The organism is Runella zeae DSM 19591, assembly GCF_000423565.1.
Lineage (GTDB): Bacteria > Bacteroidota > Bacteroidia > Cytophagales > Spirosomataceae > Runella > Runella zeae.
In genome coordinates, this window is record NZ_AUIF01000067.1 from 1 (window position 1) to 23330 (window position 23330).

At 43.2% G+C, this 23330-nt stretch carries 20 protein-coding genes; 18 read left to right on the forward strand and 2 right to left on the reverse strand.

What is annotated here, in order from left to right:
- The first annotated feature begins 405 nt into the window (after positions 1 to 405).
- Positions 406 to 1362 carry an AAA family ATPase gene (locus tag G563_RS0116930; protein WP_028666361.1) on the forward strand — a complete coding sequence of 319 codons (957 nt, stop codon included), beginning with the start codon at positions 406 to 408 and terminating at the stop codon, positions 1360 to 1362.
- Between the two features lie 10 nt (positions 1363 to 1372).
- Positions 1373 to 2284 carry a ParB N-terminal domain-containing protein gene (locus G563_RS0116935; protein WP_028666362.1) on the forward strand — a complete coding sequence of 304 codons (912 nt, stop codon included), beginning with the start codon at positions 1373 to 1375 and terminating at the stop codon, positions 2282 to 2284.
- A gap of 452 nt (positions 2285 to 2736) precedes the next feature.
- Here the strand turns inward: G563_RS0116935 and G563_RS0116940 are convergent, their stop codons facing one another.
- Both G563_RS0116940 and G563_RS0116945 read right to left on the reverse strand, forming a co-directional pair.
- On the reverse strand, positions 2737 to 4620 hold the full coding sequence (locus G563_RS0116940; protein ID WP_084650890.1) for a tetratricopeptide repeat-containing sensor histidine kinase: 1884 nt from the start codon (positions 4618 to 4620) through the stop codon (positions 2737 to 2739).
- Between the two features lie 7 nt (positions 4621 to 4627).
- A complete protein-coding gene (locus tag G563_RS0116945) occupies positions 4628 to 5371 on the reverse strand; it encodes a LytR/AlgR family response regulator transcription factor (protein WP_028666364.1) in 744 nt (247 codons plus the stop codon).
- 708 nt (positions 5372 to 6079) lie between these two features.
- Here G563_RS0116945 and G563_RS0116950 point away from each other — a divergent pair.
- The 16 genes from G563_RS0116950 to G563_RS0117025 all read left to right on the forward strand — a co-directional run.
- Positions 6080 to 6820 (forward strand): LytTR family transcriptional regulator DNA-binding domain-containing protein, encoded by a 741-nt coding sequence (locus G563_RS0116950; RefSeq protein WP_051211036.1) that lies wholly within the window; start codon positions 6080 to 6082, stop codon positions 6818 to 6820.
- 664 nt (positions 6821 to 7484) lie between these two features.
- Entirely contained in the window at positions 7485 to 9332 is a 1848-nt protein-coding gene (locus G563_RS35050) for a glycosyltransferase family protein (protein ID WP_084650891.1), read from the forward strand.
- 84 nt (positions 9333 to 9416) lie between these two features.
- Positions 9417 to 10244, forward strand: coding sequence for a type 1 glutamine amidotransferase domain-containing protein (locus G563_RS0116960; RefSeq protein ID WP_028666366.1), 828 nt, complete (start codon positions 9417 to 9419; stop codon positions 10242 to 10244).
- On the forward strand, positions 10234 to 11940 hold the full coding sequence (locus tag G563_RS0116965; protein ID WP_028666367.1) for a thiamine pyrophosphate-binding protein: 1707 nt from the start codon (positions 10234 to 10236) through the stop codon (positions 11938 to 11940). Before G563_RS0116960 ends, G563_RS0116965 begins: the two co-directional genes overlap by 11 nt.
- A 109-nt stretch (positions 11941 to 12049) precedes the next feature.
- The gene (locus G563_RS0116970) at positions 12050 to 12475 is read left to right on the forward strand and encodes a hypothetical protein (protein ID WP_028666368.1); all 426 of its coding nucleotides are present in this window, start codon (positions 12050 to 12052) and stop codon (positions 12473 to 12475) included.
- Between the two features lie 33 nt (positions 12476 to 12508).
- Complete coding sequence (locus G563_RS0116975) at positions 12509 to 13348, forward strand: MBL fold metallo-hydrolase (RefSeq protein WP_028666369.1); 840 nt, start codon at positions 12509 to 12511, stop codon at positions 13346 to 13348.
- A gap of 30 nt (positions 13349 to 13378) precedes the next feature.
- Positions 13379 to 13771: a nuclear transport factor 2 family protein gene (locus G563_RS0116980; RefSeq protein WP_028666370.1), complete on the forward strand. Its 393-nt coding sequence runs from the start codon at positions 13379 to 13381 to the stop codon at positions 13769 to 13771.
- Positions 13772 to 13815: 44 nt separating this feature from the next.
- Complete coding sequence (locus tag G563_RS0116985) at positions 13816 to 16683, forward strand: molybdopterin-dependent oxidoreductase (protein ID WP_084650892.1); 2868 nt, start codon at positions 13816 to 13818, stop codon at positions 16681 to 16683.
- A 20-nt stretch (positions 16684 to 16703) separates the two neighbouring features.
- Positions 16704 to 17543, forward strand: coding sequence for an FAD binding domain-containing protein (locus G563_RS0116990; protein WP_028666372.1), 840 nt, complete (start codon positions 16704 to 16706; stop codon positions 17541 to 17543).
- Positions 17544 to 17556: 13 nt separating this feature from the next.
- On the forward strand, positions 17557 to 17895 hold the full coding sequence (locus tag G563_RS0116995) for a nuclear transport factor 2 family protein (protein ID WP_028666373.1): 339 nt from the start codon (positions 17557 to 17559) through the stop codon (positions 17893 to 17895).
- A gap of 42 nt (positions 17896 to 17937) precedes the next feature.
- Positions 17938 to 18693, forward strand: coding sequence for a type 1 glutamine amidotransferase domain-containing protein (locus G563_RS0117000; protein WP_028666374.1), 756 nt, complete (start codon positions 17938 to 17940; stop codon positions 18691 to 18693).
- An 18-nt stretch (positions 18694 to 18711) separates the two neighbouring features.
- The gene (locus tag G563_RS0117005) at positions 18712 to 19284 is read left to right on the forward strand and encodes a DJ-1/PfpI family protein (RefSeq protein ID WP_028666375.1); all 573 of its coding nucleotides are present in this window, start codon (positions 18712 to 18714) and stop codon (positions 19282 to 19284) included.
- A gap of 14 nt (positions 19285 to 19298) precedes the next feature.
- Entirely contained in the window at positions 19299 to 19724 is a 426-nt protein-coding gene (locus G563_RS0117010; RefSeq protein WP_028666376.1) for a VOC family protein, read from the forward strand.
- A 35-nt stretch (positions 19725 to 19759) separates the two neighbouring features.
- Complete coding sequence (locus G563_RS0117015) at positions 19760 to 21586, forward strand: AGE family epimerase/isomerase (protein WP_028666377.1); 1827 nt, start codon at positions 19760 to 19762, stop codon at positions 21584 to 21586.
- Positions 21587 to 21607: 21 nt separating this feature from the next.
- On the forward strand, positions 21608 to 21946 hold the full coding sequence (locus tag G563_RS0117020) for an STAS domain-containing protein (protein WP_028666378.1): 339 nt from the start codon (positions 21608 to 21610) through the stop codon (positions 21944 to 21946).
- A 4-nt stretch (positions 21947 to 21950) separates the two neighbouring features.
- Positions 21951 to 23330, forward strand: a 1380-nt coding sequence (locus G563_RS0117025) for a glycogen debranching protein (protein ID WP_028666379.1), incomplete at its 3' end; no start/stop codon positions are given.

Here is a 23330-nt window from a genome sequence, read left to right on the forward strand (position 1 = left end):
ACTACATTTTGACAGAATTCGACTACATTTTGACAGAATTCGACCTTGTAACTCGCTATTATTCAGCGCATTACAAGCCCCTTAAATCATCAATATTGTAAATCATCAATTCTTCAATAAAAATTATGACAATTTTTAAATCAAAATCAATGGGGCTAAATAGGGGTTCTTTTTAGTCCGAAATCGTTCGCGAATCGTGGAAAATCAAAAATCAAATCAAAATCAAAAAAATGATTCGACGACAAAAAAAGGAGGCGGCAACTAAAAACATAGTTACATATCAAAGCTATAGCCCTATTAAGTTGGGATAATTTTAAGCAACGAATCTTTTTTTAGTGATTGTCATAATTTTTCTACAAAAATATTAGATTTGTAAAAAAATAACGACAATCACTTCTTTAATCCATGATAAGCCAAAAAGAGGTTCTCAACTTCCTAAAGCACAACCCTGCGCTCACTGTCACAGCCCTAGAAAAAGAAGCAAGCATTCCCAAAGGCACTATCGCCCAAGCACTGACAGGCACTCGCAACCTCGCCGAAAAGCACTTGATAGCTCTCTATCCAGTACTGACCAAATACGGCTACTCTGATTCTCTCTACGAAAAAGCGAGAGTAATCTCTATCATAAACCACAAAGGAGGAGTTGGCAAAACCACAACCACTTCTTCGCTAGGAGAAGCCTTGGCCCGTCGTGGATTTAGAGTATTGCTTGTTGACCTAGACCCACAAGGCAACCTAAGTCAAATCCTTGGCATTGATAGCCCCGAAAGCCAAGTAGCTCATGCTTTGCTTAATCACCATACACCCCTGCCTATCGTCGAAATATCAAATAACCTTTCTCTCTCGCCATCGGATATTGAACTAGCCGATGCCGAAATCCAACTCATCTTGAGTGTAGGTGGTGATTTACGTCTCAAAAATAAGCTCCAACCGCTACTGACTCAATTTGACTACGTACTCATCGATTGCCCGCCCTCGCTCAATAAACTGACCATCTCAGCCATGAATGCCTCCAATAGCTGTCTCATTACGCTACTGCCTGAGATGTCGGCTGTAAAGGGCCTTAATTCGCTTTTGCAGCGGGTTATGGAAGTCAAAACCAACCTCAATGCCGACCTGAAAGTAGACGGTATTGTGTTTACGATGGTTAAAAAAAATAGCGTACACGACGGCATCAAAGAAAATGTCAAAGAGAACGTACCGATTCGGGTATTCAAGACTGAGATAAAACACCTTGTAGATTTTCAAAAATCTCAGATTGTGCAAAAGTCCATTGCTAAATTTTCGGACAACTCAGAAGCGGCCAAAAACTACCGTGACTTCTGTGATGAATTTATCGACTATCTTCAAATCGTAAAATAAACCCGTTCGCATGGCTAAGCTAAACATCAAAAACGCCATTGGCGAAAAAACCAAACAGGCACTTAACAACAGCTACATTAGTTCTGAACAAATCAAACAAAACATCATGGTGTTGGAAGAGTTACGGAGTTTTATCCCCTCTCCTACTCTCGACGAATATGACCAACTAGAACAAAACATTCTGAAAAACGGCTGTAAAGATGCGCTGCTTCTATGGGAAACTATCCAAGGTGAGATTGACCCCAATAGCCTCTCTCCTACTGCTCCTGCCTACGTGCTGGTAGACGGACACAACCGCTACCAAATTTGTCGTAACAGAAACATTCATTTCAACGTACAAGTCATGAGTTTTCCTTCCATCAAAGAAGTGAAAGATTACATGATAGATTTACAACTTGGTCGTCGGAATCTTACTCCTCAACAAACTTCTTATTTTAGGGGATTGAGATACAATTTAGAAAAAACAGACAAGGGTAAATATGACCGCAATGACCATAAGTCCCAAAATGGGACTTATGATAAAGACCCTATTTCTACTTCCGAAAAATTGGCCAAAGAATACAACGTAGGTCGCAATACGATTTTGAGAGATGCTGAGTTTGCGAGTGGATTAGACAAACTCGACAATAGCCTCAAAAACGCCGTTTTAAGCGGCGAAATAAAAATGGGTAAGTCAGATATTCAAAAACTGGCAAAAGTCGAGCAGAACGAACTTATAGCGTCTACAGAGGTACTCAACAGTCTCCTTTCTCCCAAAGAAGATACTATTTTAGCGAATATTAAAGCCAAAGGCTCTTTTGAAAGCACTAAAAAACAGCTTTCTAAAATTACAGATAAAGTTTTGAACTCAAATCCTACTCCCAGCCCCAAGGATATAGACAAACTCATTGAAATCGCAACCAAGCTTAAAGGGCTGTTGTAATCAGCCTTTCTTCATAGGTAAGTTTTAAAAATTTATGTCATAAGTCCCAAAATGGGACTTATGACATAAATTACTGATATTCAGTAGTTTAATTAAAAAAATACTGAATTAAACCAGAAAAAAGTAATTAATCAAAATAACCCTGACTCTGCATGAAAAAGCGAAAATATCGGCTCAGAAACTTTGATCGCAAACACTTTCGAGATGTGAGCTAAGTTTTGCGTAGTATTTCCATATGCACAATTCAAATAGCAAGTTTAACCTATTTTTGCTTTTAAGTTTTTTTGCCTAAATAAAACGAATAATTGGAGATAAAGAAGCTAAGATGTAGAGATTTTGAAGATGTTAAAGCAACGGAGATTGTCCAAAATTAAAGAGCAACAACCATAAGTCCCATTTTGGGACTTATGGTATAAATAACAGATTTTCAGTGAGTTTGTAAAATATTCGCTCTATACCGATTTGTAATTTTCAAATTCAAGTAAAGTCCCATAGCCAAACTCAGCTTCGATGATTTTGTGTTTTCCTTTTAGTTTTTTACTCAAAATCTTTACCAAATTTAGACCAAAAGAAGTCCCCGAACTAAACTGCAAAGCATTGGATTTTCCGACGCCATTGTCCGTAATTTGAAGGCAAAGCTTTTTGGTAGTTTCTTCCCAAAGAGCTATCTCGACAATGCCAGAGCGGTTATGAGGAAAGGCATATTTGAGTGAATTGGTGACAAGTTCATTTACTATCAATCCAAGAGGAATGGCACTATCCACATCCAAATGAATAGGTTGAAGCTGGTATTGGATAATAACCCGATGAGTATCACCAAGGCCAAAAGAATCCAGAAGGGATTCGCCTAGATGCTGTAAATAGTCTGACATATCTACCGCAGCGAGATTATCACCCATATAGAGTTTTTGGTGAATAAGCCCCATTGCATCCACGCGGTTTTGTCCTTCCTTGACGGCGTCGAGGGCGGCTTCGTCTTTGATATAGCGTGATTGTAGATGCAAAAGACTCGACAATACTTGCAGATTGTTGCGAACGCGGTGGTGAATCTCTTTAATTAAAAACTCTTTTTCTTCGTTTCGTTTGCGTAAAATACGAATCAAGCGAAACAAAAGTATCCCTGCGATGATAGCTACTATCAAAAAAAAGCCTAAAGCCCAGAGTTTTAAACGTTCTTCGGCAAGTTGTTTTTCTTGGAGAAGGATTTTATCTTCTTTTTGTTTTGTTTCAAATTGCGTTTTAAGCTTCGACATTTGAAGCGTGTTTTGCTCATTAAGTAGCTCTTGACTAGTGGTGGTAGTGAGTCGTTGATAATAGTATGCAGAGTCATATTTAGTCAAGCCCGCATAGGCGTCGGCAAGGAGTTGATAGTTTTCGACAGCTTTGTCGAGTTGCTGCGTCTGGTCAATGAGTCGTTGGTTTTCCAAATGATAGGGGAGGGCAGCGGCGTAGTTTTCGGTGAGGTTATAAACATGCCCAATATTGCCAAGACACGACAGCACCAAGCTCGTAAAACTAGCTTTGCGGGCGATATCGAGACTTTCGCGGTAGTCTTCTAGGGCTTCTTTGTAGCGTTTTTGATATTTGTAGACATTGGCTCGGCTATTTAGCGAAAGGGCAATATCTATTTGAGAAGCCAAGCGACGGCGGAGTGTAAGGCCTTCATTTTGATATTCAAGAGCCTTGGGATAGTTGCCAAGTTGGAGCCACGCATCGCCCAAAGCTTGAGCTGTATAGGCTAAATCTTCCAGCCGGCGATTTTTTTTCTGAATCTCATATGCTTTTTCGGCGTATTTGATAGCGTCTTCGAATTTTTGTTGTGAATAAAAAATGACCGAAATATCGCTGTTTGAGCTTGCTATGCCGACAGTATCATTGAGTTTTTGATAGATTTCGAGCGCTTTGAAAGCATACACCAATGCCTTCTCAAAATCCCCTAAGTAATTGTAAACCCAGCGGATTTTGCTGTATACATGGGCGATAGATTTTTGGTTGTTTTGTTTTTCAAAACCATCCAATGAGCGATTAAAATAATACAAGGCCGAATCTGGCATACTCAGATTAGCGCAGACGCGTCCGAGATTCATTTCAAGCTCAGGTAGCCAGGTTTCGGCTTGGGCACTTTTGGCTAGAGCATAAGATTGGTGTAAAAAGTCTTTTACTTTCTTAAAGTCGTGATTGTTTTGTTCTTGTGCTAAATTATAAAAACGTCTTATTTTAAGGGTATCATTGGTTGAGTACCCTTGCATTTTATTATTCAATCTCTCAGAAGCTTTTTGACAGTAGCCTCGAAAAAACAAAAACACCAATAAGACTGGTAGTATGTATTTTTTCATAAGGGGCTTAGCTTATCTTCCGTAGGCGACTCATTATTTCTTCTTTGATTGATTTGCTAACTGGAATGCTCTGTTTTCCAATGAAAAGATGGGCATCGCCAATCTGGTCGACTTGTTTGAGATTGATGATGTATGAACGATGCACCCGCAAAAATTCTGGGAAGTTGGCAAGTGCTTCACTAAATTTACCGAGCGTTTGAGATATCTGAATCTCTTGGGTTTTGGTATAAACTTTACAGTAATAATCGTCGGCTTCTACCCACAAAATGTCTTCATAAAACAAAGGTTCCATACGATCTTTAACTTTGACAAAGATACGGTCGTTGAGACCATTGGGCTTAGTTTGGTTTTGGGAGAAAGGACAAGATGTATTAACATCAGAAAATTGTTTCAGTGCTAGTTCGATGGCGTATTTGAGGTCTCGACCTCGATAGGGTTTTGCCAAAAAAGCGGCAGGAAATGTATTTTTTGCTTTTGAGAAGGTAGATTCGTCGGTATTGCTAGTCAAAAATATAACAGGAACTTCTATTAGTGTAAAGATTTGTTGTACGGTTTCGATACCGTCCCATTGTCCTGATAGCTGTACATCCATAATAATCAAATCTGGGGAAGTATCTTTTACTTTTTGATAAGCTTCTTCGCCACTTTCACACAGACCTATCACTTGGTAGCCCATTTCGGTGAGGCGGTCTTCTAAATCTGTACCAATGATAGGGTCGTCTTCAACAATCAAAATTTGTATGTTATCCATAGGTGCGTTGAGGTTTGCCCTTGGATTTTATACACCTGCGATATATAAAACACCAATATCTGATCGGCTTCACTCACAACTGAGGGGTGATTAGCCTGGGTTAGATATTTTTTAGGGTTAGGTTATTGTGCATTAACGGTTGAGTCATCAAAGTTTGTTAAAAAACAAACTCAATACAAGTAACAACATCTTTTTGAAATAATAGAAATAATTCTTGAATGGTTTCATCAAAACCAAAATTTGGTAGAGAGTTATTAAATGGTCAAATAGTCGTATAATTTTTTTTACACCAAGTAGTACTTTTGAATCTCACCTAAGTAAAACTATTGTAACTTTTTTTTATCCCTACTCTGTGATTGACACTTTCAGACCTTATGTCTCAACACTCAGCTGTAAAAACAGCTGAGACGATGTTTTTGTGCGTATATAGATTATAGTTGAGTTATTTAGTTTACTTAAGTATTCTTACTCACGTAGTTCGTGTTTTATTAAAACGAAATAGGATATCCAAGACTAAGTTTTCTTTTACTACAAAAACTTAAAGGTTGGATTAGTATATATTGAATTTTCTTCTATTTTTGTAAAAGGTTTTACTGCACTTAATACTTGATAAAAGTTTTTTGAATTAGCTTTTTTCTCTGACTTGCCTGATTATCAGCCAAATCAATGAGCAAAGAGGCGAAATTCGGCACGTAACAACCTCACATTATGAAAAACGTAAACATACTTCTTGTAGAAGGAGAGCCTATTTTTGGAGCAGATCTTAAAGAGCAGCTTCAAGAAATGGGGTATCAAGTAACAGGCCCTTTTTCGGAGGGCGAAAGAGCAATCACTTCCCTTGGCGAATCAATGCCCGACTTGATCGTGATGGATATACAACTAACGGGTGAGTGGGACGGCGTAGAAACGGCTCGGCGAATCCTTGAAAAATATAAAATACCTGTCATTTATCTTACTAGCAGCGCTGATACGGATACTTTTCTTAAAGCGAAGCATACGGCTCCGGCGGCATTTATGTCAAAGCCTTTTCGTACCCGCGACCTTAAATATACGATTGAGCTTGCCATTGCCAACCAAGAAAGATGGTGTAAATTCAATAAACAAAACCAACGCAACGAGCAAAATTTCCTACTAAGTGATCGACTGTTTATACGTACCAAAGACCGAATGGAGCGCATCTTTTTTGATGAAATCCTATGGGTAGAAGCAGAAGATTATTATTGTAGAGTGATCACCAAAGAAAATAGTATTTTGCTTACTCAAAATTTAGGCAAATTGAGTGAGGTCCTCGAAAATCGCCCAGAGTTCATCAGAGTTCATCGATCCTTTATCGTCAACCTAAAACACGTAGAGCAAATCCGCGAGCTATCGATTCATATCGGAGTCAAGCAAATCCCAATCAGTAAGTCTTCCAGAGAAGAACTCATGAGCCGATTGAAAAGAATTTAGTATTTGTCCAAAAACATGTCGAATAATCTCCCTTTTAACCCGTTTTAAAATTTTATACCATAAAACCATTAGAAATTCGTCAAATAGCTGTTCCTAATCCTGTTTTCACTGGCAAAAAAGCTACATTCACTGAAAAAAAGCACAAAACTATTCTTTTTAGTATATTTTTTAAATTTGAAATTCGTCAATAAAAATCATATTAAAAATAAGTATTATGCCATTATTAGGCTCATTTCATATCGTACAGTTCATCCCTTATACAACCACTGTATTACAATTAGTACAACTGGCTAAAAAGCTATTCCCTGAACTAAGGAGCTATTTCAATGGAAAAAACACACCATTCACTGAAAACATTTGTTATTGAAAGAGGTATAAATCAACTTTGAGCTATCAACGTTTAGTGCAGAAAACTCAATATTAATTAATTTATTCAACGTTCATGAATTTAGCCTTAACCTTAGTTCCATCTAAACCCCAGAGTCCTTATTAAATTAGTGTAATTGGCCATTAGAGTCAAGGTATCTTTTTTTCCCAGTTTTACATTTTAGCAGCGAGAAGTCAGGATTGTCTTTTTAGTACGTCTATCCTTATTTTTTCGTTGATAACGGCGATTCTCATTTACTGAAAATCCTCTAACCTTATTACGCATTTGACATCCCTAATGACAAATTCGAAGAAGAAACAATTGTTTGAGGTTTCCTGGGAGGTCTGTAACCAAGTAGGAGGCATTCATACGGTTATTCGTTCGAAAATCCCGTCAATGATAGACAAATGGGGGGAGGGTTATTTTTTGATGGGACCTTTTTTGAACAAAAAAACGGCGATTGAATTTGAGCCTATTTATCATTTAGATGATTCGCCCATTGGCAAAACCGTCAAAAAACTTCAAGAAATGGGGCTAACTGTACACTTTGGTTATTGGCTCTTAGTAACTGGCAAACCACAAGTGTTACTATTTGATATTAGTAGTATTTGGAACCGGCTAGATTCGATCAAAGCAGAGTTTCAGCGAGAATACAAAATCAAACACCTAGGCTCTGAAAACCTGACCAATCAGGTGCTTGCATTCGGTGAAATGGTGCGTATTTTTTTGACCGAATATGTAAGTGAAATTGACAAAGCTGGCGAAGTTGTCGCTCATTTTCATGAATGGATGGCAAGTAGTGGTTTGCCGAAGTTGTTTACCAGTAGAGTCAATATCGCCACGGTTTTTACGACTCACGCCACGCTTTTGGGGCGCTATATTGCCCAAAACGATGCTGATTTTCGAAGCAAATTGGAGATCATTGACTGGAGACAAGAAGCCCAGCGCTACGGAATCGAGACAGAAGCGGTGATTGAGAGGATGGCAGCGCAGAGTGCTGGTACATTTACCACGATTAGCGAAATCATTGCCAAGGAATGCATTTATTTTTTGGGGAGAGTTCCCGATTTAGTGACTCCCAATGGTATCAAACTCGAACGCTTTGCGCTACATAAGCTCGAAAATTTGCACCTCGAATACCGCAAACACATTCATAAGTTTGTGATGGGGCATTTCTTTCCGAGTTATTCTTTCGATCTCAACAAAACCATTTATTTTTTTACGTCAGGTCGATTTGAGTATAAAAACAAAGGTTTTGATATGACGCTGGATGCGCTTTCATTACTCAACAAAAAAATGAAAAAAGCCCGAATTGATACCACTATTGTGATGTTTGTGATTTCTAATCGCAACATACGGTCGGTCAATGCAACGGCCATGAATTCGCATGTGGTACTCAACGAAATCGAATCAGTTTGTAAAAATATTCAAAAAGAAGTAGGTAGTCAGTTGTTTAAAAGTATTGTTTCTAGTCAATCAGTCCAACTCCCAGATCTGAATGATTTTGTGAGTGAATACCTCCAACACAAGCGAGTTCGAACGATGCTCAGTTGGAAAACCGAGCAATTGCCTTCTTTGCTTACACATGATTTGGTAGAAGAAGACGAAATAGTAGCGCAATGTCGTAAACACAACCTCTCCAACAGCAAACAAGATAGAGTGAAGGTGGTATATCATCCAGAATTCATCTCGGTATCCAATCCTTTCTTTGGACTGGATTACGGACAGTTTGTGTGCGGTTGTCATTTAGGAATCTTTCCAAGTTTTTATGAGCCTTGGGGCTACACTCCACAAGAATGCGTGGTAAGGGGTGTTCCGACGGTGACAAGCAATCTATCAGGCTTTGGGAATTTTGTGACTCAAACCATGAGCGACCATGATGAGAGAGGGATTTTTGTGGTGAATCGTGAGTCTCAAACCTACCAAGAATCGGTAGAGCAGCTTACTGATATTATGTATCGTTTCATCAAAATGAAACGCCGTACCAAAGAAATAGAACGCAACCGTATGGAAAGCGCCCTTGATAAGTTTAGTTGGTATCAGATGCGCAACCACTATGATACCGCCCACGAGATCGCGCTCAAACGCAAAAAAAGCATGCCTCGCCCACCCACTACTCACATGGGCCCGGGAGAGGTATATTAACCAAAAACCAGTACCAAAGCAGTATCATTTTTCAGAAGTATTGAATATAGTTTAACATATCTTTCATTTTATTTTTTCGATTTTATGTCAAAGAAAATCTTGGCTGTCCTGTCTGAATACGGGTATTGGGGTGTTGAACTAGTAGGCCCCCTCGAAAAATTGGAAGCTGCTGGCTATACCGTGGAGTTTATTACTCCAAAAGGTAAAAAGGCCGAAGCACTACCTCCAAGCTACGACACTACATACGTAGATCCCCCACTCGGCGTATGTGTAACTACCCCCGAAGCTGCCGAAAAGGTAAAAGCTTTTGAAGCTACTAACCGCCTCGAACAACGTCGTAATCTGTCGGAAGAATTTCCCGAAAGACCTTATTTCTCAACGCCCAACTTCCTGAGAGCCTTCGAACAATACTACGAAGACCTCAAAGTAGCGCAAGAAGCATACACCTCCGAATATGCCGCTTTGCTACTTGTAGGTGGAAGTGGACCTATCATCGATATGGTCAACAATCAGCGCGTTCATGACCTTATTCTGGCTTTTTACAAAAAGAATTTACCTATCGGAGCCATTTGCTATGGCGTAGCACCTTTGGTTTTTGCGCGTGATTTCAATGAGCGTATTTCGATCATCAAAGGCAAGCACGTGACAGGCCACTGCATCGAATACGATTATCACGATGGTACGGGCTTCTTGAATACCGACCTCAACATGGGGCCTCCGCCGTATTGTTTGGAATACATCCTAGCTGATGCTGTAGGGCCAGACGGGCAATTCCACGGAAACTTTGGCAAAGCTACTTCTGTCATTGTGGACTATCCTTTTATCACGGCGCGCTCACTTCAGTGTTCTTTTGAGTTTGGCGAACAGTTTGTAAATGTCCTCGATAACGGAATGAAAAGATATGGGTGGTAAAACTGGTAATCAGAAAATTATTGAGCAGTTTTTGGCCGATGGTATGGATTTCATGTTTGGGAATCCGGGTACGGTAGAACAAGGATTCTTGGATGCCGTAGCTGAGTACCCCGACATGAAATACATCCTGACTTTGCAAGAAAGCATTGCAGTGATGATAGCCGACGGCTACGCTCGCCATACCCAACGTCCCACTTTGGTACAGCTGCATAGTTCGCCCGGGATTGGAAATGCCGTAGGAGCTCTCTATCAAGCCAAAAGAGGTCATGCACCTTTGGTAGTGATTGGCTCCGATGCCGGCACCCAATACATGAACATGGATTCGCAAATGGCCAATGATTTGGTAGCGATGATGGAGCCTGTTACCAAATTTTCGACGGTGGCTCTTTCTTCTAAATCGCTTCTTCGCACCCTTCGTAAAGCCATCAAAATCGCTGCCACTCCTCCCATGGGACCAGTGTATGTGTGCTTGCCGATGGATATTTTGGATGAAATCAACGAGGAAGAAGTTTTTCCCACTTGTATTCCATCTACCAAAGTACTACCCGACCCAAGTTTGATTTCGGAAGCAGCCCAAACGCTTCTTTCTGCCCAAACACCCATGATTTTTATCGGTGATGGCGTGGCGTATTCGGATGCGATTCCTGAGCTTACAAAAGTGGCCGAACTCCTAGGCGCCGAAATATACGGGGTAGATTTTGGGGATGTCATCATCGACACTACTCACCCACTCTACCAAGGTACTACGGGGCATATGTTTGGCTCTTATAGTCATCCTATCACGAGCAAGGGAGACGTTAATTTTATTGTGGGCACTTACATGATGCCTGAGGTATTTCCTGAAGAAGGTGATATCTACGCTCCCGGTGCAAAAGTGATTCATTTTGACCTTAATAGTTATGAAATCGCTAAAAATCACCGAGTTGACTTAGGGATTGTGTGTGACCCCAAACTTTCGCTCCAAGCACTTGCCGGTGAATTAGAAGCAACCATGAGCGACGAGTTTAGGGCAGCTGCTGCCGCAAGAACCCAAAAGATTGGGGAAGCGAAAGCCGCCAAATTAGCGGCAGAATTGGCAAAAGACCAAGCCCAAAAAGGGAAATCACCTTTGCAAATGTCGCAGTTTGCCGAAATTTTGGCTCAAAAACTTCCCGCAGATGCCATCATTTTTGATGAAGCCTTGACGAGCTCTCCGGCTATCACTCGCTATATTCCGCCACGTGTTCCGGGCAATTATTTCGTAACAAGGGGAGGGTCGTTAGGAATTGGTTTTCCTGGGGCTATCGGTGCCAAACTCTCTCAACCCCACAAAACCGTAATAGGCTTTTCGGGAGACGGAGGAAGTATGTACACCATCCAAACCCTTTGGTCGGCTGTAAGGCATAAAGCAGGTGCTAAGTTTGTGGTTTGTAACAACGGTTCTTACAAACTATTGCAGCTCAACATTGATGTATATTGGAAAGAACGCAACATCGACAAGCACCCATATCCCCTACCCTTTGACTTATCTTATCCCGCTATCAGATTCGATATTTTGGCACAGTCGATGGGAGTCAAAGCCGTGAGGGTCGAAAAAGAAGAGGAAATCTTGCCGGCTATTGAGCAAATGCTCGCCGACGACGAACCCTTCTTAATTGATTTGGTACTAGAAGGTGATTACAAACCCGACTGGGTCAAGACTAATTGCTCACAGTAAGTAAGGTAAGTGCTAAAAAATGGTTTTAGCACTTCGTAGGCAGTAAAAAGTCATTGAAAAGCTGCCATTTATCTCAATTTTTTACTCAACATTCAACGAAAAAACTCATATGCTCACCAAAGAATCTATCGAAGCACTTGCTGCTGTTTGGTACAGAAAATTAGATGTCCATGCTCCCATGGTCGAACTTCTCCCCCTTCTCATCGACGACGGTCTTGAGATGGTTTTCCCAGAAGCAACTGTCTATGGACATGCGGGTTTTGAAGGATGGTTTCAGAGGGTTATTCGTATATTTTTTGACGAAGTACACACCCTCAAACTCGTAGAACCTACCATTACCGACGATACTGCAGTGGTAAAAGTGGTGGTAAAATGGGAAGCAAGTGTATGGAATGCGCCTGATGCTTATAGCAAGCGTATCACTTTGGATGCCTACCAAACTTGGGAAGTAAAAGCTGGCCCTAACGATACAGCTTTGATTACCAAATACACCGTAGATGACCTAAAATACTACGAAGGCTCGGCTACACTCTAACAAACAAATAAGCTCCCTAACCCCTGCCCTATCATGTCTTTTAATTTTATCAATATCAAAAAAATTGAGAATGAGGCAGTTACCATCCATTGTGTTCAGGCCCCTGAAGACGGCGAAATGGTGAATGCGCAAATCATTGAAACGCCCAACAAGCTTTTGCTTATTGATACGCTTCAATTGAAACCTCACGCTGATGAGTTGAAGCTCTACATTGATAGCCTCAACAAACCTTTAGATAAAATTTTGATTTCTCATCATCACCCTGACCATTGGTTTGGGGCGGCATCTTTTGAAGGCTATCCTATCAGTGCCTTTCCAGAAGTGATTGGAATCATCAATGCGTTGGCAGATTATTTGCTGGGCTATCACCGCAGCCTTCACCCCGACACCCCCGATGTCATTCCTTCCAATAAAGTATTGCCTACTATACCGTTGGAAGAAGGCTCCATAGATTTTGACGGAATCACGATCAACCTTCAAAAAGTTTACGAAACGGAGTGCCCCGTCAATTTAGTCGTTGAGATACCCGACCATAAAATCCTGTTGGCTCAAGACCTCGTCTACAACAAAGCCTATCCTTATTTTGGCGAACGTACCCAAGCAGGCGAATATGGCTTCGACAATTGGATTGCGGTTCTTGAATCTTTCGCAGCTAAAGGCTATGAGCATATTTTGCCCGGCCACGGTGACCCTACCGACCTCTCTATCATTCCTACTATGGTTGGGTATTTGAATTTTGCCAAAGCCAAAGTCAATGAAGGCTTAAGGGGTGAAGATCTCATCAATAGCATCAAAGCCGAATACCCTGGCTATGGGCTTGAGCTGACGCTTCACATGTCCAATTATATGCTGTTTGTTTTTCAAAATCAATAAGTTAACCACAAACTCAACGGAATTTAGCACATGAAAAACGTACCCGATACCAAACTAGGGAATATGTATCGCGAACATATTCAGTTCATTTTGGACAAAAATATTGAAGCTTTATTAGACCAATATACCGATGATGCTCTCCTCATAAGTAGCTTCATGAAAACACCCATCATCTATAAAGGCCGCGACCAAATCCGCGAGCATATGCAGGGGATTTTGGGTATCGATGGTTTAGAGTCTGACATTGTTTTTTGGGCAGAAACCGAAGATCCCGAAACACTCATGATTACCGAACAAATCACTATGACTACCAAAGATGGCGTAAGTCAGATGCGATTTGCTGATAGTTGGGTATTGCGCAATGGGCAGATTGCCATTCACTTTGCGGGTATGGTGCAGCATCCCGACGGCTCTCTCGCCTAGTTATATTTTCAAACTCTCCAATAAGAGTATAATTGCTCAAAAACATGGACTTAAAAGTAAAAATAAACGGAAAAGAATATGCTAGCGACGTAGAGCCGCGCGCACTTCTGGTAGATTTTTTACGGGATTCAGCTCATCTCACTGGAACGAAGGTAGGGTGTAACTCAGGAAACTGTGGAGTATGTACGGTATTGGTGAATGGCAAGGCTACCAAAAGTTGTCAGCTACTTGCCATCGAAGCCGAGGGTAGTGATATTACCACTATCGAAGGTCTGGCCCAAAACGGTGAACTGCACCCACTTCAAAAGGCTTTTTGGGAAAATCACGCCGTTCAGAATGGTTTCTCTACTCCCGGTACGATTATGTCGGCGGTGGAGTTGTTGAGCCAAAACCCATCACCAAGTGATGCCGACATCAAACAATGGCTTCAGGGTAACCTCAGCCGCGAAACGGGCTATCAGCAAGTAGTGGAGTCTATCAAAGCGGCGGCAGCCGAGCTCAGAGGCGAAACCTCTACCAATGAGCAAGCCCCCCCTACGTCTTATATTGGGCAATCTCCCAAAACCCGCAAAACCAAAGAGCTTATCACCGGCGACGCGCAATTTATTGCGGACATGTCGCTTCCCAATATGCTCCATGCAGCCATTTTACAAAGTCCTCATGGTCATGCCAACATTTTGAGCATTGATACTTCTGAGGCCGAAGCTATGCCGGGTGTGGTAAGGATTTTTACCTGGAAAGACACCCAGCAAGTAATGCCCATGCCGGTGATTTGGATTCCTCCTTTCACCGAAAGTCATTTCTTGCCCCACCCTTCAGGAATTGTGCCCGGCTCGCATTCGGTTTTTGCCAAAGACCGAGTTCGGTTTGTGGGGGATCAATTGGCCGCCGTAGTGGCCGAAACCCGCCAGCAAGCCTACGATGCCCTCGATAAAATCAAGGTTGAATACGAAGCGCTTCCGGTAATATTGGATGCCGAAGAAGCCGTAAAAGACGGCGCGCCTCAGCTACACGAGACCGCCCCCAACAATACCATGATTCATACGGTTTTTGGGGACAAAGACGCTACTCAAGCTGCTATCGACGAGTCGGAAGTGGTAGTAGAGCAGCGAATTTACAACCAAAGGCTTATGCACAACACGCTGGAAGTGAGAGGGGTGCTTGCTCAACACGACCCCGCCACCAATCAGCATACTATCTGGACCAACACCCAAATCCCCTACCCGCACCGCTTACTGATTTCGCTGTATGTATTGGGGATTCCTTACAACAAGCTGCGGGTAATTGTACCTTATATGGGAGAAAGCAATGGTTGTAAAGGCAATCTTTACCCCGATACTCCCCTTGTGTTGTGGATGGCACGCGAACTAGGCCGCCCTGTAAAATGGGTCGATACCCGCGCTGGTTTTTCTCGCAATACAGCCCAATCAAGAGATCAAATTCAGCACGTAAAAATCGCTGGAACCAAAGACGGAAAAATTACCGCTCTTAGCTGCAAAGCCTATAGCAATGTGGGCGCTTATCCTGTAATCAATGCCCCAGGGCAGCCACTTGCTTTGATTGGAAGAAGTATCACGGGAGCCTATGCGATTCCGCACGCCTCTTACGAAATCAACGTAGTCTATACCAACAAAGTCCCCACGGCTCCGATGAGGGGTTCGGGAAGAGCCGAGGCTATCTTCTTGATAGAAAGAGCCATCGAGCGTTTTGCCAGAGAAATTGGGATGGACTCAGCCGAAGTACGACGTATCAATATGGTCAAAAGCGACCAATTCCCGTTTGAAAATGGTTTGGGTTGGACTTATGATTCGGGCAATTATGCACAAAACTTAGACTTAGCCCTCGAAAAAGCTGGCTATGCCAATCTCTCCCAAATGAAAGCAGATGCCCTCCAACGTAACAAACTTCTAGGGCTGGGAATAGGCTCGTATGTAGCCGTAGCGGGTGTTGGAAATTCGGCCAAAATGGGCGGCGAAGGTTTGATGAGTGGTACGTGGGGAAGTGCTTATATTCACATTGCTCCTTCGGGCGAGGTAGCTATTACTACAGGAGCGCAACCTCACGGTCAAGGTCAAGATACGACCTTTGCGCAGATTGCGGCCCAAGAACTACAAATTCCGATGGATTATGTAACTATCCAGCACTCAGATACGGATTTGCCGCTGTATTATGGTCAAGCAAGCTACGGAAGCCGGTCTTTGAGCGTGGAAGGGGTGACTGTCCAGAAAGCCTGCCAAATGGTGATTCAAAAAGCTCGCGAATACGCCGCTTACTTGTTTAAAATGCCGCTTGATTTGATTGAATATAAAGAAGGAAAAGTAATTGGAATCCCTGCCCCCGAACAAGCCGTTATGACGCTCCAACAGGTAGCACTGATGCTGTGGTTTGGATGGGATTTGCCAGAAGGTATGTCGCCAGGCTTGGAGGCAACGGCTTATTTTGACCCCAAAAACTTCAACTTTCCTTTTGGTACGCACATAGCCATAGTGGAAGTAGATAAAGACACTTGCGCTGTTGAATTGGTCAATTACATCGCCGTCGATGATTTTGGGGTAGTCATCAACCCCGAAGTAGTACGTAGCCAAACGCATGGCAATATTTTGCTAGGAATAAGCCAAGCTTTGTCAGAAGAAGCACGCTATTCTCCCGAGACAGGCCAAGTATTGACCGATGATTTTGATACCTATTCGATTGCACGTTCGAGCTGGATTCCTCATTTGGAACTTCACCGAACCGTCACGCCATCACCTTCCAATCCATTGGGAGTAAAAGGTGTAGGTGATGTAAGCAACCCTCCGGTAGCCCCTGCGGTAGTCAATGCCATATGCGATGCATTAGCTGACTATGGAGTCAAGCACATAGATATGCCCGTGACCCCTGAGAAGATTTGGCAAGCCATTTATTCTACCTAAACCTTTTTGATTCAATCATCATGACTATCAATCCGTTTGAATACGCCGCGCCGTCTACTTTAGACGAAGTATTCAAACTCATCCAGCAAAACGGCTCGCAAGTACTGGTGGGAGACCAGGCTTTTGTAAGCCAACTGAAAAAAGGCCTCCTCAGCCCCAAAGCAGTCATTAGCCTCAAAAATATTCCAGAATTGGATAAAGTTGTGCAACAACAAAATACCCTCGTGATTGGGACTACGACCACTTACGCCGCCCTAGTCAAGAATCCTGCCTTGGGTGCATATCCTGCCTTGGGTCAGGCTTTGGCCGCTATTGGAGATCCTCATGCCATCAACAATAGTACCATCGGGGGTGCTTTTTATTATGGAGGTGCTTTGCACGGGCACGTTTTGGCCGCCCTTATGACCCTCGACGGCCAGCTTCTTATCGCAGATGCGACCCATGAGCGTGTCACTCCTATCACCACTTTTTATCAGGAGGGTGGTGTCAAAAGTCTCGCCCAAGGCGCACTTATCCGAGAGGTACACATCCCTGCCCCTACGGGTGCTTCTTCTTACGAAAACATGAGTTTTCTGGGTGGTGGCCGTACGATCTGTGGGGTGGCCGTTGCGCTTGACAAAACCGACGGACTAGTGTCTCACGCCCGTGTTACGTTGTCGGGTTGTATTGCGATTCCTGTAAGGCTCGAAGAAGTCGAAAAAGCGCTCCTAGGTGCTCCTGTTAGTTCTAATGATGTCGAAAATGCCCTCGAAAAACTCGAAAGCGAAGGACTCACTTTCCAAAACGAGCCCGCCGTTCATGAGGCATATCTGCTACATCTCATTAAAGTATTACTCAAAAAATCAATTATGAAGCTCTAAAAAATAGACTGTTATGACTAACCAAGAATTTTATGAAAACCATTTGAAATTGCTCGCTGAAAACGATGTAAATGTACTCGTAGAGCATGATTACCATGACGATGCCGAGATGATTTTGCACGTAGCTGATGAGCCGATTCATTTGAAAGGTAAAGAAGCTCTTCTCCAGCAACTTGGCGATTATCTTAAATACATTTATCGGGGGTTTATTTCTACCGAAAAGTTGGCAATCACCGATGATAGTATCTTTTTGGAAGCCACTATCAATACCACCAATGGTCCTTCCAAAGTATATGACGCCCTCTATATGAAAGACGGCAAAATATTCCGTCACTATTCAGGACTCAAATAAACTTTAAACATACAACCTTTAATAGATTTAAAATAAAGCATCATGAGCAAGAAAGTTTTGATTTTAGCGTCGAACGTTGGTCTTTGGGCCGAAGAATTGCAAGCCCCTTGGGATGCCCTCAAAAAAGCTGGTTTTGATTTGACTCTTGCCACGCCAAAAGGGATTACTCCTCTGCCGATGGTTTTGAGTATGGACAAAGATTTTATTGACCCCATGCAAAACTACAACGTCAACCCTGCCGAAGTAGTGGATCGTTGCAACGAAATTCTTGACACGGGCGAATGGGACAGCCCCATCAAAATCGAAGATGCCGTCATGTCAGACTATGATGCGTTGGTATTGGTAGGTGGCCCAGGCTCGGCTCTTGATATTGTAGGAAATCCTTTTGTGCATCAACTTTGCGTGGCTGCCTACGAGCAAGGAAAAATCCTTGGCGCACTATGCTACGCAGTAGGTGCTTTTGTATGGGCTCGCGAAAGCGATACGCTTCACCGCAGTATCATCTATGGCAATAAAGTCGTAGCTCACCCACGCGAATGGGACTTCACGGGTATGATGAACTATCCTTTGGTAAGAGCCAACGAAGCCAACCCTGGCACGGACATCGTGACGCAGGGCTTTGCCTTCCCACTTTTGGTGATTGTGGAAGACGCCGTAGGCCCTAATGGCCGGGTATATTCTGACCCTACTGCCAATCGCCAAAAACCACAAGTACATTATGACCATCCGTTCGTTACGGCGCTTTCGGTAGAGTCATCGATTGCTTTTGGTGACAAACTAGTGGAAGTTCTTTCCTAATCTAACTCTCCGTACCTTATGAAACTCAAGGGAAAAAAAATCGGAATCTTGTTTGAGGCCGATTATTATGAAAACGAAATATTTTATTACCAATACAGATTTCCTGAAGAGGGCGCAGAGGTTCATTTCTTGACTCGCTTGTGGGGGCAGCCCAAAATCACCTTTCATGGACACGAGCACAAAGTGCCGATGGATTGCTGGGAAAGTTTTGAAAACATGAGCGATGAAGAATTGAAGAGCTATTCGGCTATTATCGTTCCTTCGGGCATGGTTTCGGACCGGTTGAGATACACCGAAGATGTCGAAAAAATCCCCCCTGCCACTGAGTTTTTGAAAAGGGTATTTGCCGAACCTACCATCTTAAAAGGAATCATCTGTCATGGATTGTGGCTGGTTGCTCCCGCTACCGAACTGGTCAAAGGTCGTCATTTGGTGTGTCACAACAACCTCATCGGCGATGCTAAAGCCTACGGAGCTATCTATACCAACGAAGATGTAGTCGTAGACGGTGACTTGGTAACGGGACGCTCGGGAGGACATGCGCACTTTTTTGCCAAAAAAATCATCGAAATCCTTTCAGAAAAAGCCTAAACCTACGCCCACTCATGATTCAAACCTCTTTTTTTCACGTAGCTGTCACGGTCAAGGATCTAAGTGCTTTTGAAAACTTTTATTCAAAATACTTTGGTTTTCGGAGAGCTCGTACCATTTCGCTGGGAGAAGGTAAAGAACTTGTGTTCTTGAAAGACGCAGGCAATTTCTATTTTGAAGTATTTCCGCCTGATGAAGAAAGACCTATCCCCCTTGCCGAAGGCGATGGCCCTCATTATCAAGGTATTCGTCATTTAGCATTTTCGGTAGAAGATGTGGATGCCAAACTCGCCGAGATGGGCTCAGATGCAGTAATCACGCTAGGGCCGTTGGCCTTCGATGACTTTATTCCGGGTTGGAAAACAGCTTGGGTCAAAGACCCTGAAGGCAATATCATCGAAATCACGCAAGGATACGTTGACGAAGAAAGTCAATCATAATTGCTTTTTATTTAACCTTTTAACTTACTCAATTCATGAAACTCGATTTTACATTTTCAGATACCCTCGCGGGCTATGTTCTGGAATATAATGCCGCCGAAAAATGGTACACCGTCGAAACCTCCGATAAGCGTGTTTTCAAAGTAAACTTACTTCCTTCTACCTACGCTCGTACCTTCCGCAACTTAGAGGAATCTTACCAAGATGCTTCGGGTGTCATGCATGATTTACTGGCAAAACCTGGGCAATTTGTGTTTTCTTACGGTACTTTCTATCCACCACTTGAGGGAGGAGATTATGTATTTGAGGTACAATGGATGATTTTCCCAAGTACTGCCCCACTCGAATACCGCCACGAAGCCCAAGATTGGTGGATTAATCAAATCTCATCGATTGCTTCTAGCTACCTCAAATGGCAGTTTAACTATCCCCAAGAAGAAATCAATTACAAAAACTACCGAACCATGCTACACCTAGCAGGCTCGAAAAAGGGGGATTATTTGCAAGAAACCGATACCATCTCTCGTATGGTGTATGGTTTTGCTTCTGCCTACATGATTACGGGAAATGAGGCATTTTTGGAAGGTGCCGAACTCGGCACCGAATACCTCCGCGACCATATGCGTTTTTATGACCAAGACGCTGATTTGGTATATTGGTATCATGGCGTAAAAGTACAAGGACAAAAAGAAACCAAATTGCTCACTTCTGAGTTTGGTGATGACTGGGATTCGTTGCCGATGTATGAGCAAATCTACGCTTTGGCCGGCCCTACGCAGACCTATCGCCTCACTGGAGACCCGCGCATCATGTGGGATATCGAAAAAACCATCGAACTCTTTGAAAAATACTTCAAAGACAACGAAAAAGAAGGTTACTTCTCTCACATCGACCCTATCACCCTCGACCCTCGCGCGGAGTCGTTGGCTCACAACCGCGCCCGCAAAAACTGGAACTCCGTAGGTGACCACGCTCCTGCTTACCTTATCAACTTGTATTTGGCAACGGGCGAGAAAAAATACGCTGACTTCTTGGAATATACTTTCGATACCATCACCAAGTATTTCCCTGATTATGAAAACAGTCCGTTTGTGCAAGAAAAATTCTTTGAAGATTGGAGCAAAGACCAAACGTGGGGATGGCAACAAAACCGCGCCGTAGTAGGTCACAACCTCAAAATCGCTTGGAACTTGATGCGGATGCAATCATTGGTCGCGAAAGATTCTTACTTAGAATTTGCCAAAAAAATCGCATCCTTGATGCCAGAGGCGGGTTCTGACCAGCAACGCGGCGGATGGTATGATGTAGTAGAACGCGAAACCAAAACCAATGGCCGTCATCAATTTGTATGGCACGACCGTAAAGCATGGTGGCAACAAGAGCAAGCAATCTTGGCCTATATGATTTTGCATGGTATCCTCAAAGACGACGAATACCTCAAGTACGCTCGCGAGTCGGCAGCCTTCTACAATGCATTCTTCTTGGATACCGACGACGGCGGGGTTTACTTCAACGTCTTTGGCAATGGTATGCCTTATCTCTTGGGTACAGAGCGTTTCAAAGGAAGCCACTCGATGAGCGCTTACCATAGCACAGAGCTTTGCTTCTTGTCGGCTGTATATACCAACTTGCTGATTACCAAGCAGCCTACTTATTTCTACTTCAAACCATATCCCAACGGTTTCAAAGACAACAAACTCTTTGTGTCGCCAGATATTCTCCCTGCAGGTAGTGTGTATATCAGTGAATGCTACATCAACGATGAGCCATACACTGATTTTGACGCCAATGCTTTGACCGTGACGCTTCCTCAAACCGACGAGCGGGTACGCGTAAAAGTTCTTTTGACTCCTGTTCAGTAAACCTTCTTATTCATAAACGACATGAAAATAGCCGAAAACATAGTTGAGAGCATTGCTGTCATTGAGGTAGAAGGTAATATCGACAGCAAAACCGCACCCGAATTTGAGAAAGCGGCCATCAACGCTATCAAAGGACAAGGGCAAGTCATCATCGACTTAAGCAAAGTTGAATTCCTTTCCAGTGCTGGTTTGCGGGTATTGCTGATGATTTACCGCCAAATCAAAGCCCAAAACGGCAAAGTGGTATTGGTGGGGGTATCAGAAGAAATTCAAGACGTAATGTCTAATACTGGTTTTATTAACTTCTTTATCATCGTGGCTACCATCGAAGAAGGAATAGAATCGCTAAAACAAGGCTAAAAATATGGCAGATATTCGGATTGATTATTACCCCACCCATGAGCATGAGGGTATCAAGTTCAGAAGAGGGCGTCCACTTCCATTTGGGGCTACAATGGTCCCAAATGGAGTTAACTTTAGTGTATATTCGAGTGCCGCAATCTCTTGTACGTTGGTACTTTTTGAAAGAGGCGAAGCTCAACCTTATGCCGAAATCCCATTTCCTGACGAATTCAGAATCGGGGATGTCTTTTGCATGACGGTCTTCGACCTTGATTATGAAAGGCTCGAATACGGCTATCGTATGGATGGTCCTTTTATCCCAGAGCAAGGCTACCGATTCGACAAAAACATCATTTTGAGTGACCCTTATTCTAAGGTACTTGGAGGGCGTGATACTTGGCGAGCCGAACCCAACTGGGACAACATCTATCCTTATCGCTCTCGACTTGCCTTCGAGGATTTTGACTGGGAAAACGACCACCCGCTCGAAACCCCCATCGAAGACTTGTCTATCTACGAAATGCACGTCAGAGGCTTTACCAGCCACCCATCAGCCGACATCAAAAACGGCGGTACTTTTAGCGGTATTCGCAGCAAGATTCCTTATCTTAAATCCCTGGGTATCAACTGTATCGAATTGATGCCTATCTATGAGTTTGACGAATGGGAAAACAGCCGCGTCAACCCCGAAAATGGCGAAATGCTCGTCAACTATTGGGGCTATAGTACCGTCAACTTTTTCTCTCCAAAGGCAGGATACGCCGCTACTGGGAAGTTTGGGATGCAGGTAGATGAGCTCAAAACACTCATCAAAGAGCTCCACAAGCACGGAATCGAAGTGTTTTTGGACGTAGTGTTCAACCACACTGCCGAAGGCGATCACCGAGGTCACACGATTTCTTTTAGGGGTATCGACAACAAGACCTACTATATGCTTACGCCAGAAGGCTACTATTTCAACTTCTCTGGTACGGGCAATACCCTCAACTGTAACCATCCCGTGGTGCGCAATATGGTGCTCGACTGCCTACGCTATTGGGCTTCCGAATACCACATCGACGGGTTCAGGTTTGACTTGGCCGCTATCTTAGGTCGTGCCCAAGATGGTAGTCCATTGAGCAATCCTCCTTTGTTGGAATCACTAGCCTACGACCCTGTATTGGCCAAATGTAAATTGGTAGCCGAAGCTTGGGATGCGGGTGGATTGTACCAAGTAGGGTCATTCCCTGCCTATGGTCGGTGGGCCGAATGGAACGGAAAATACCGCGACGCCGTTCGCCGCTTCTTAAAAGGTGACACAGGCCTTGTGGGCGAAATCTCGCAGCGTATTCAAGGCTCTCCTGATTTGTATTCTTCGAGAGGACCTACCGCGAGTATCAACTTTGTGGCTTGTCATGACGGG

What these genes read in the sequence shown, in the direction of transcription:
- G563_RS0117015 (WP_028666377.1), top strand. Translation starts at nt 19,760, where the DNA reads ATGAAACTCGATTTTACATTTTCAGATACCCTCGCGGGCTATGTTCTG.
- G563_RS0116970 (WP_028666368.1), top strand. Translation starts at nt 12,050, where the DNA reads ATGCTCACCAAAGAATCTATCGAAGCACTTGCTGCTGTTTGGTACAGA.
- G563_RS0117010 (WP_028666376.1), top strand. Translation starts at nt 19,299, where the DNA reads ATGATTCAAACCTCTTTTTTTCACGTAGCTGTCACGGTCAAGGATCTA.
- G563_RS0116950 (WP_051211036.1), top strand. Translation starts at nt 6,080, where the DNA reads ATGAAAAACGTAAACATACTTCTTGTAGAAGGAGAGCCTATTTTTGGA.
- G563_RS0116960 (WP_028666366.1), top strand. Translation starts at nt 9,417, where the DNA reads ATGTCAAAGAAAATCTTGGCTGTCCTGTCTGAATACGGGTATTGGGGT.
- G563_RS0116985 (WP_084650892.1), top strand. Translation starts at nt 13,816, where the DNA reads ATGGACTTAAAAGTAAAAATAAACGGAAAAGAATATGCTAGCGACGTA.
- G563_RS0116930 (WP_028666361.1), top strand. Translation starts at nt 406, where the DNA reads ATGATAAGCCAAAAAGAGGTTCTCAACTTCCTAAAGCACAACCCTGCG.
- G563_RS0117000 (WP_028666374.1), top strand. Translation starts at nt 17,938, where the DNA reads ATGAGCAAGAAAGTTTTGATTTTAGCGTCGAACGTTGGTCTTTGGGCC.
- G563_RS0116975 (WP_028666369.1), top strand. Translation starts at nt 12,509, where the DNA reads ATGTCTTTTAATTTTATCAATATCAAAAAAATTGAGAATGAGGCAGTT.
- G563_RS35050 (WP_084650891.1), top strand. Translation starts at nt 7,485, where the DNA reads ATGACAAATTCGAAGAAGAAACAATTGTTTGAGGTTTCCTGGGAGGTC.
- G563_RS0116980 (WP_028666370.1), top strand. Translation starts at nt 13,379, where the DNA reads ATGAAAAACGTACCCGATACCAAACTAGGGAATATGTATCGCGAACAT.
- G563_RS0117005 (WP_028666375.1), top strand. Translation starts at nt 18,712, where the DNA reads ATGAAACTCAAGGGAAAAAAAATCGGAATCTTGTTTGAGGCCGATTAT.
- G563_RS0116935 (WP_028666362.1), top strand. Translation starts at nt 1,373, where the DNA reads ATGGCTAAGCTAAACATCAAAAACGCCATTGGCGAAAAAACCAAACAG.
- G563_RS0116995 (WP_028666373.1), top strand. Translation starts at nt 17,557, where the DNA reads ATGACTAACCAAGAATTTTATGAAAACCATTTGAAATTGCTCGCTGAA.
- G563_RS0117020 (WP_028666378.1), top strand. Translation starts at nt 21,608, where the DNA reads ATGAAAATAGCCGAAAACATAGTTGAGAGCATTGCTGTCATTGAGGTA.
- G563_RS0116945 (WP_028666364.1), bottom strand. Translation starts at nt 5,371, where the DNA reads ATGGATAACATACAAATTTTGATTGTTGAAGACGACCCTATCATTGGT.
- G563_RS0116940 (WP_084650890.1), bottom strand. Translation starts at nt 4,620, where the DNA reads ATGAAAAAATACATACTACCAGTCTTATTGGTGTTTTTGTTTTTTCGA.
- G563_RS0116990 (WP_028666372.1), top strand. Translation starts at nt 16,704, where the DNA reads ATGACTATCAATCCGTTTGAATACGCCGCGCCGTCTACTTTAGACGAA.
- G563_RS0116965 (WP_028666367.1), top strand. Translation starts at nt 10,234, where the DNA reads ATGGGTGGTAAAACTGGTAATCAGAAAATTATTGAGCAGTTTTTGGCC.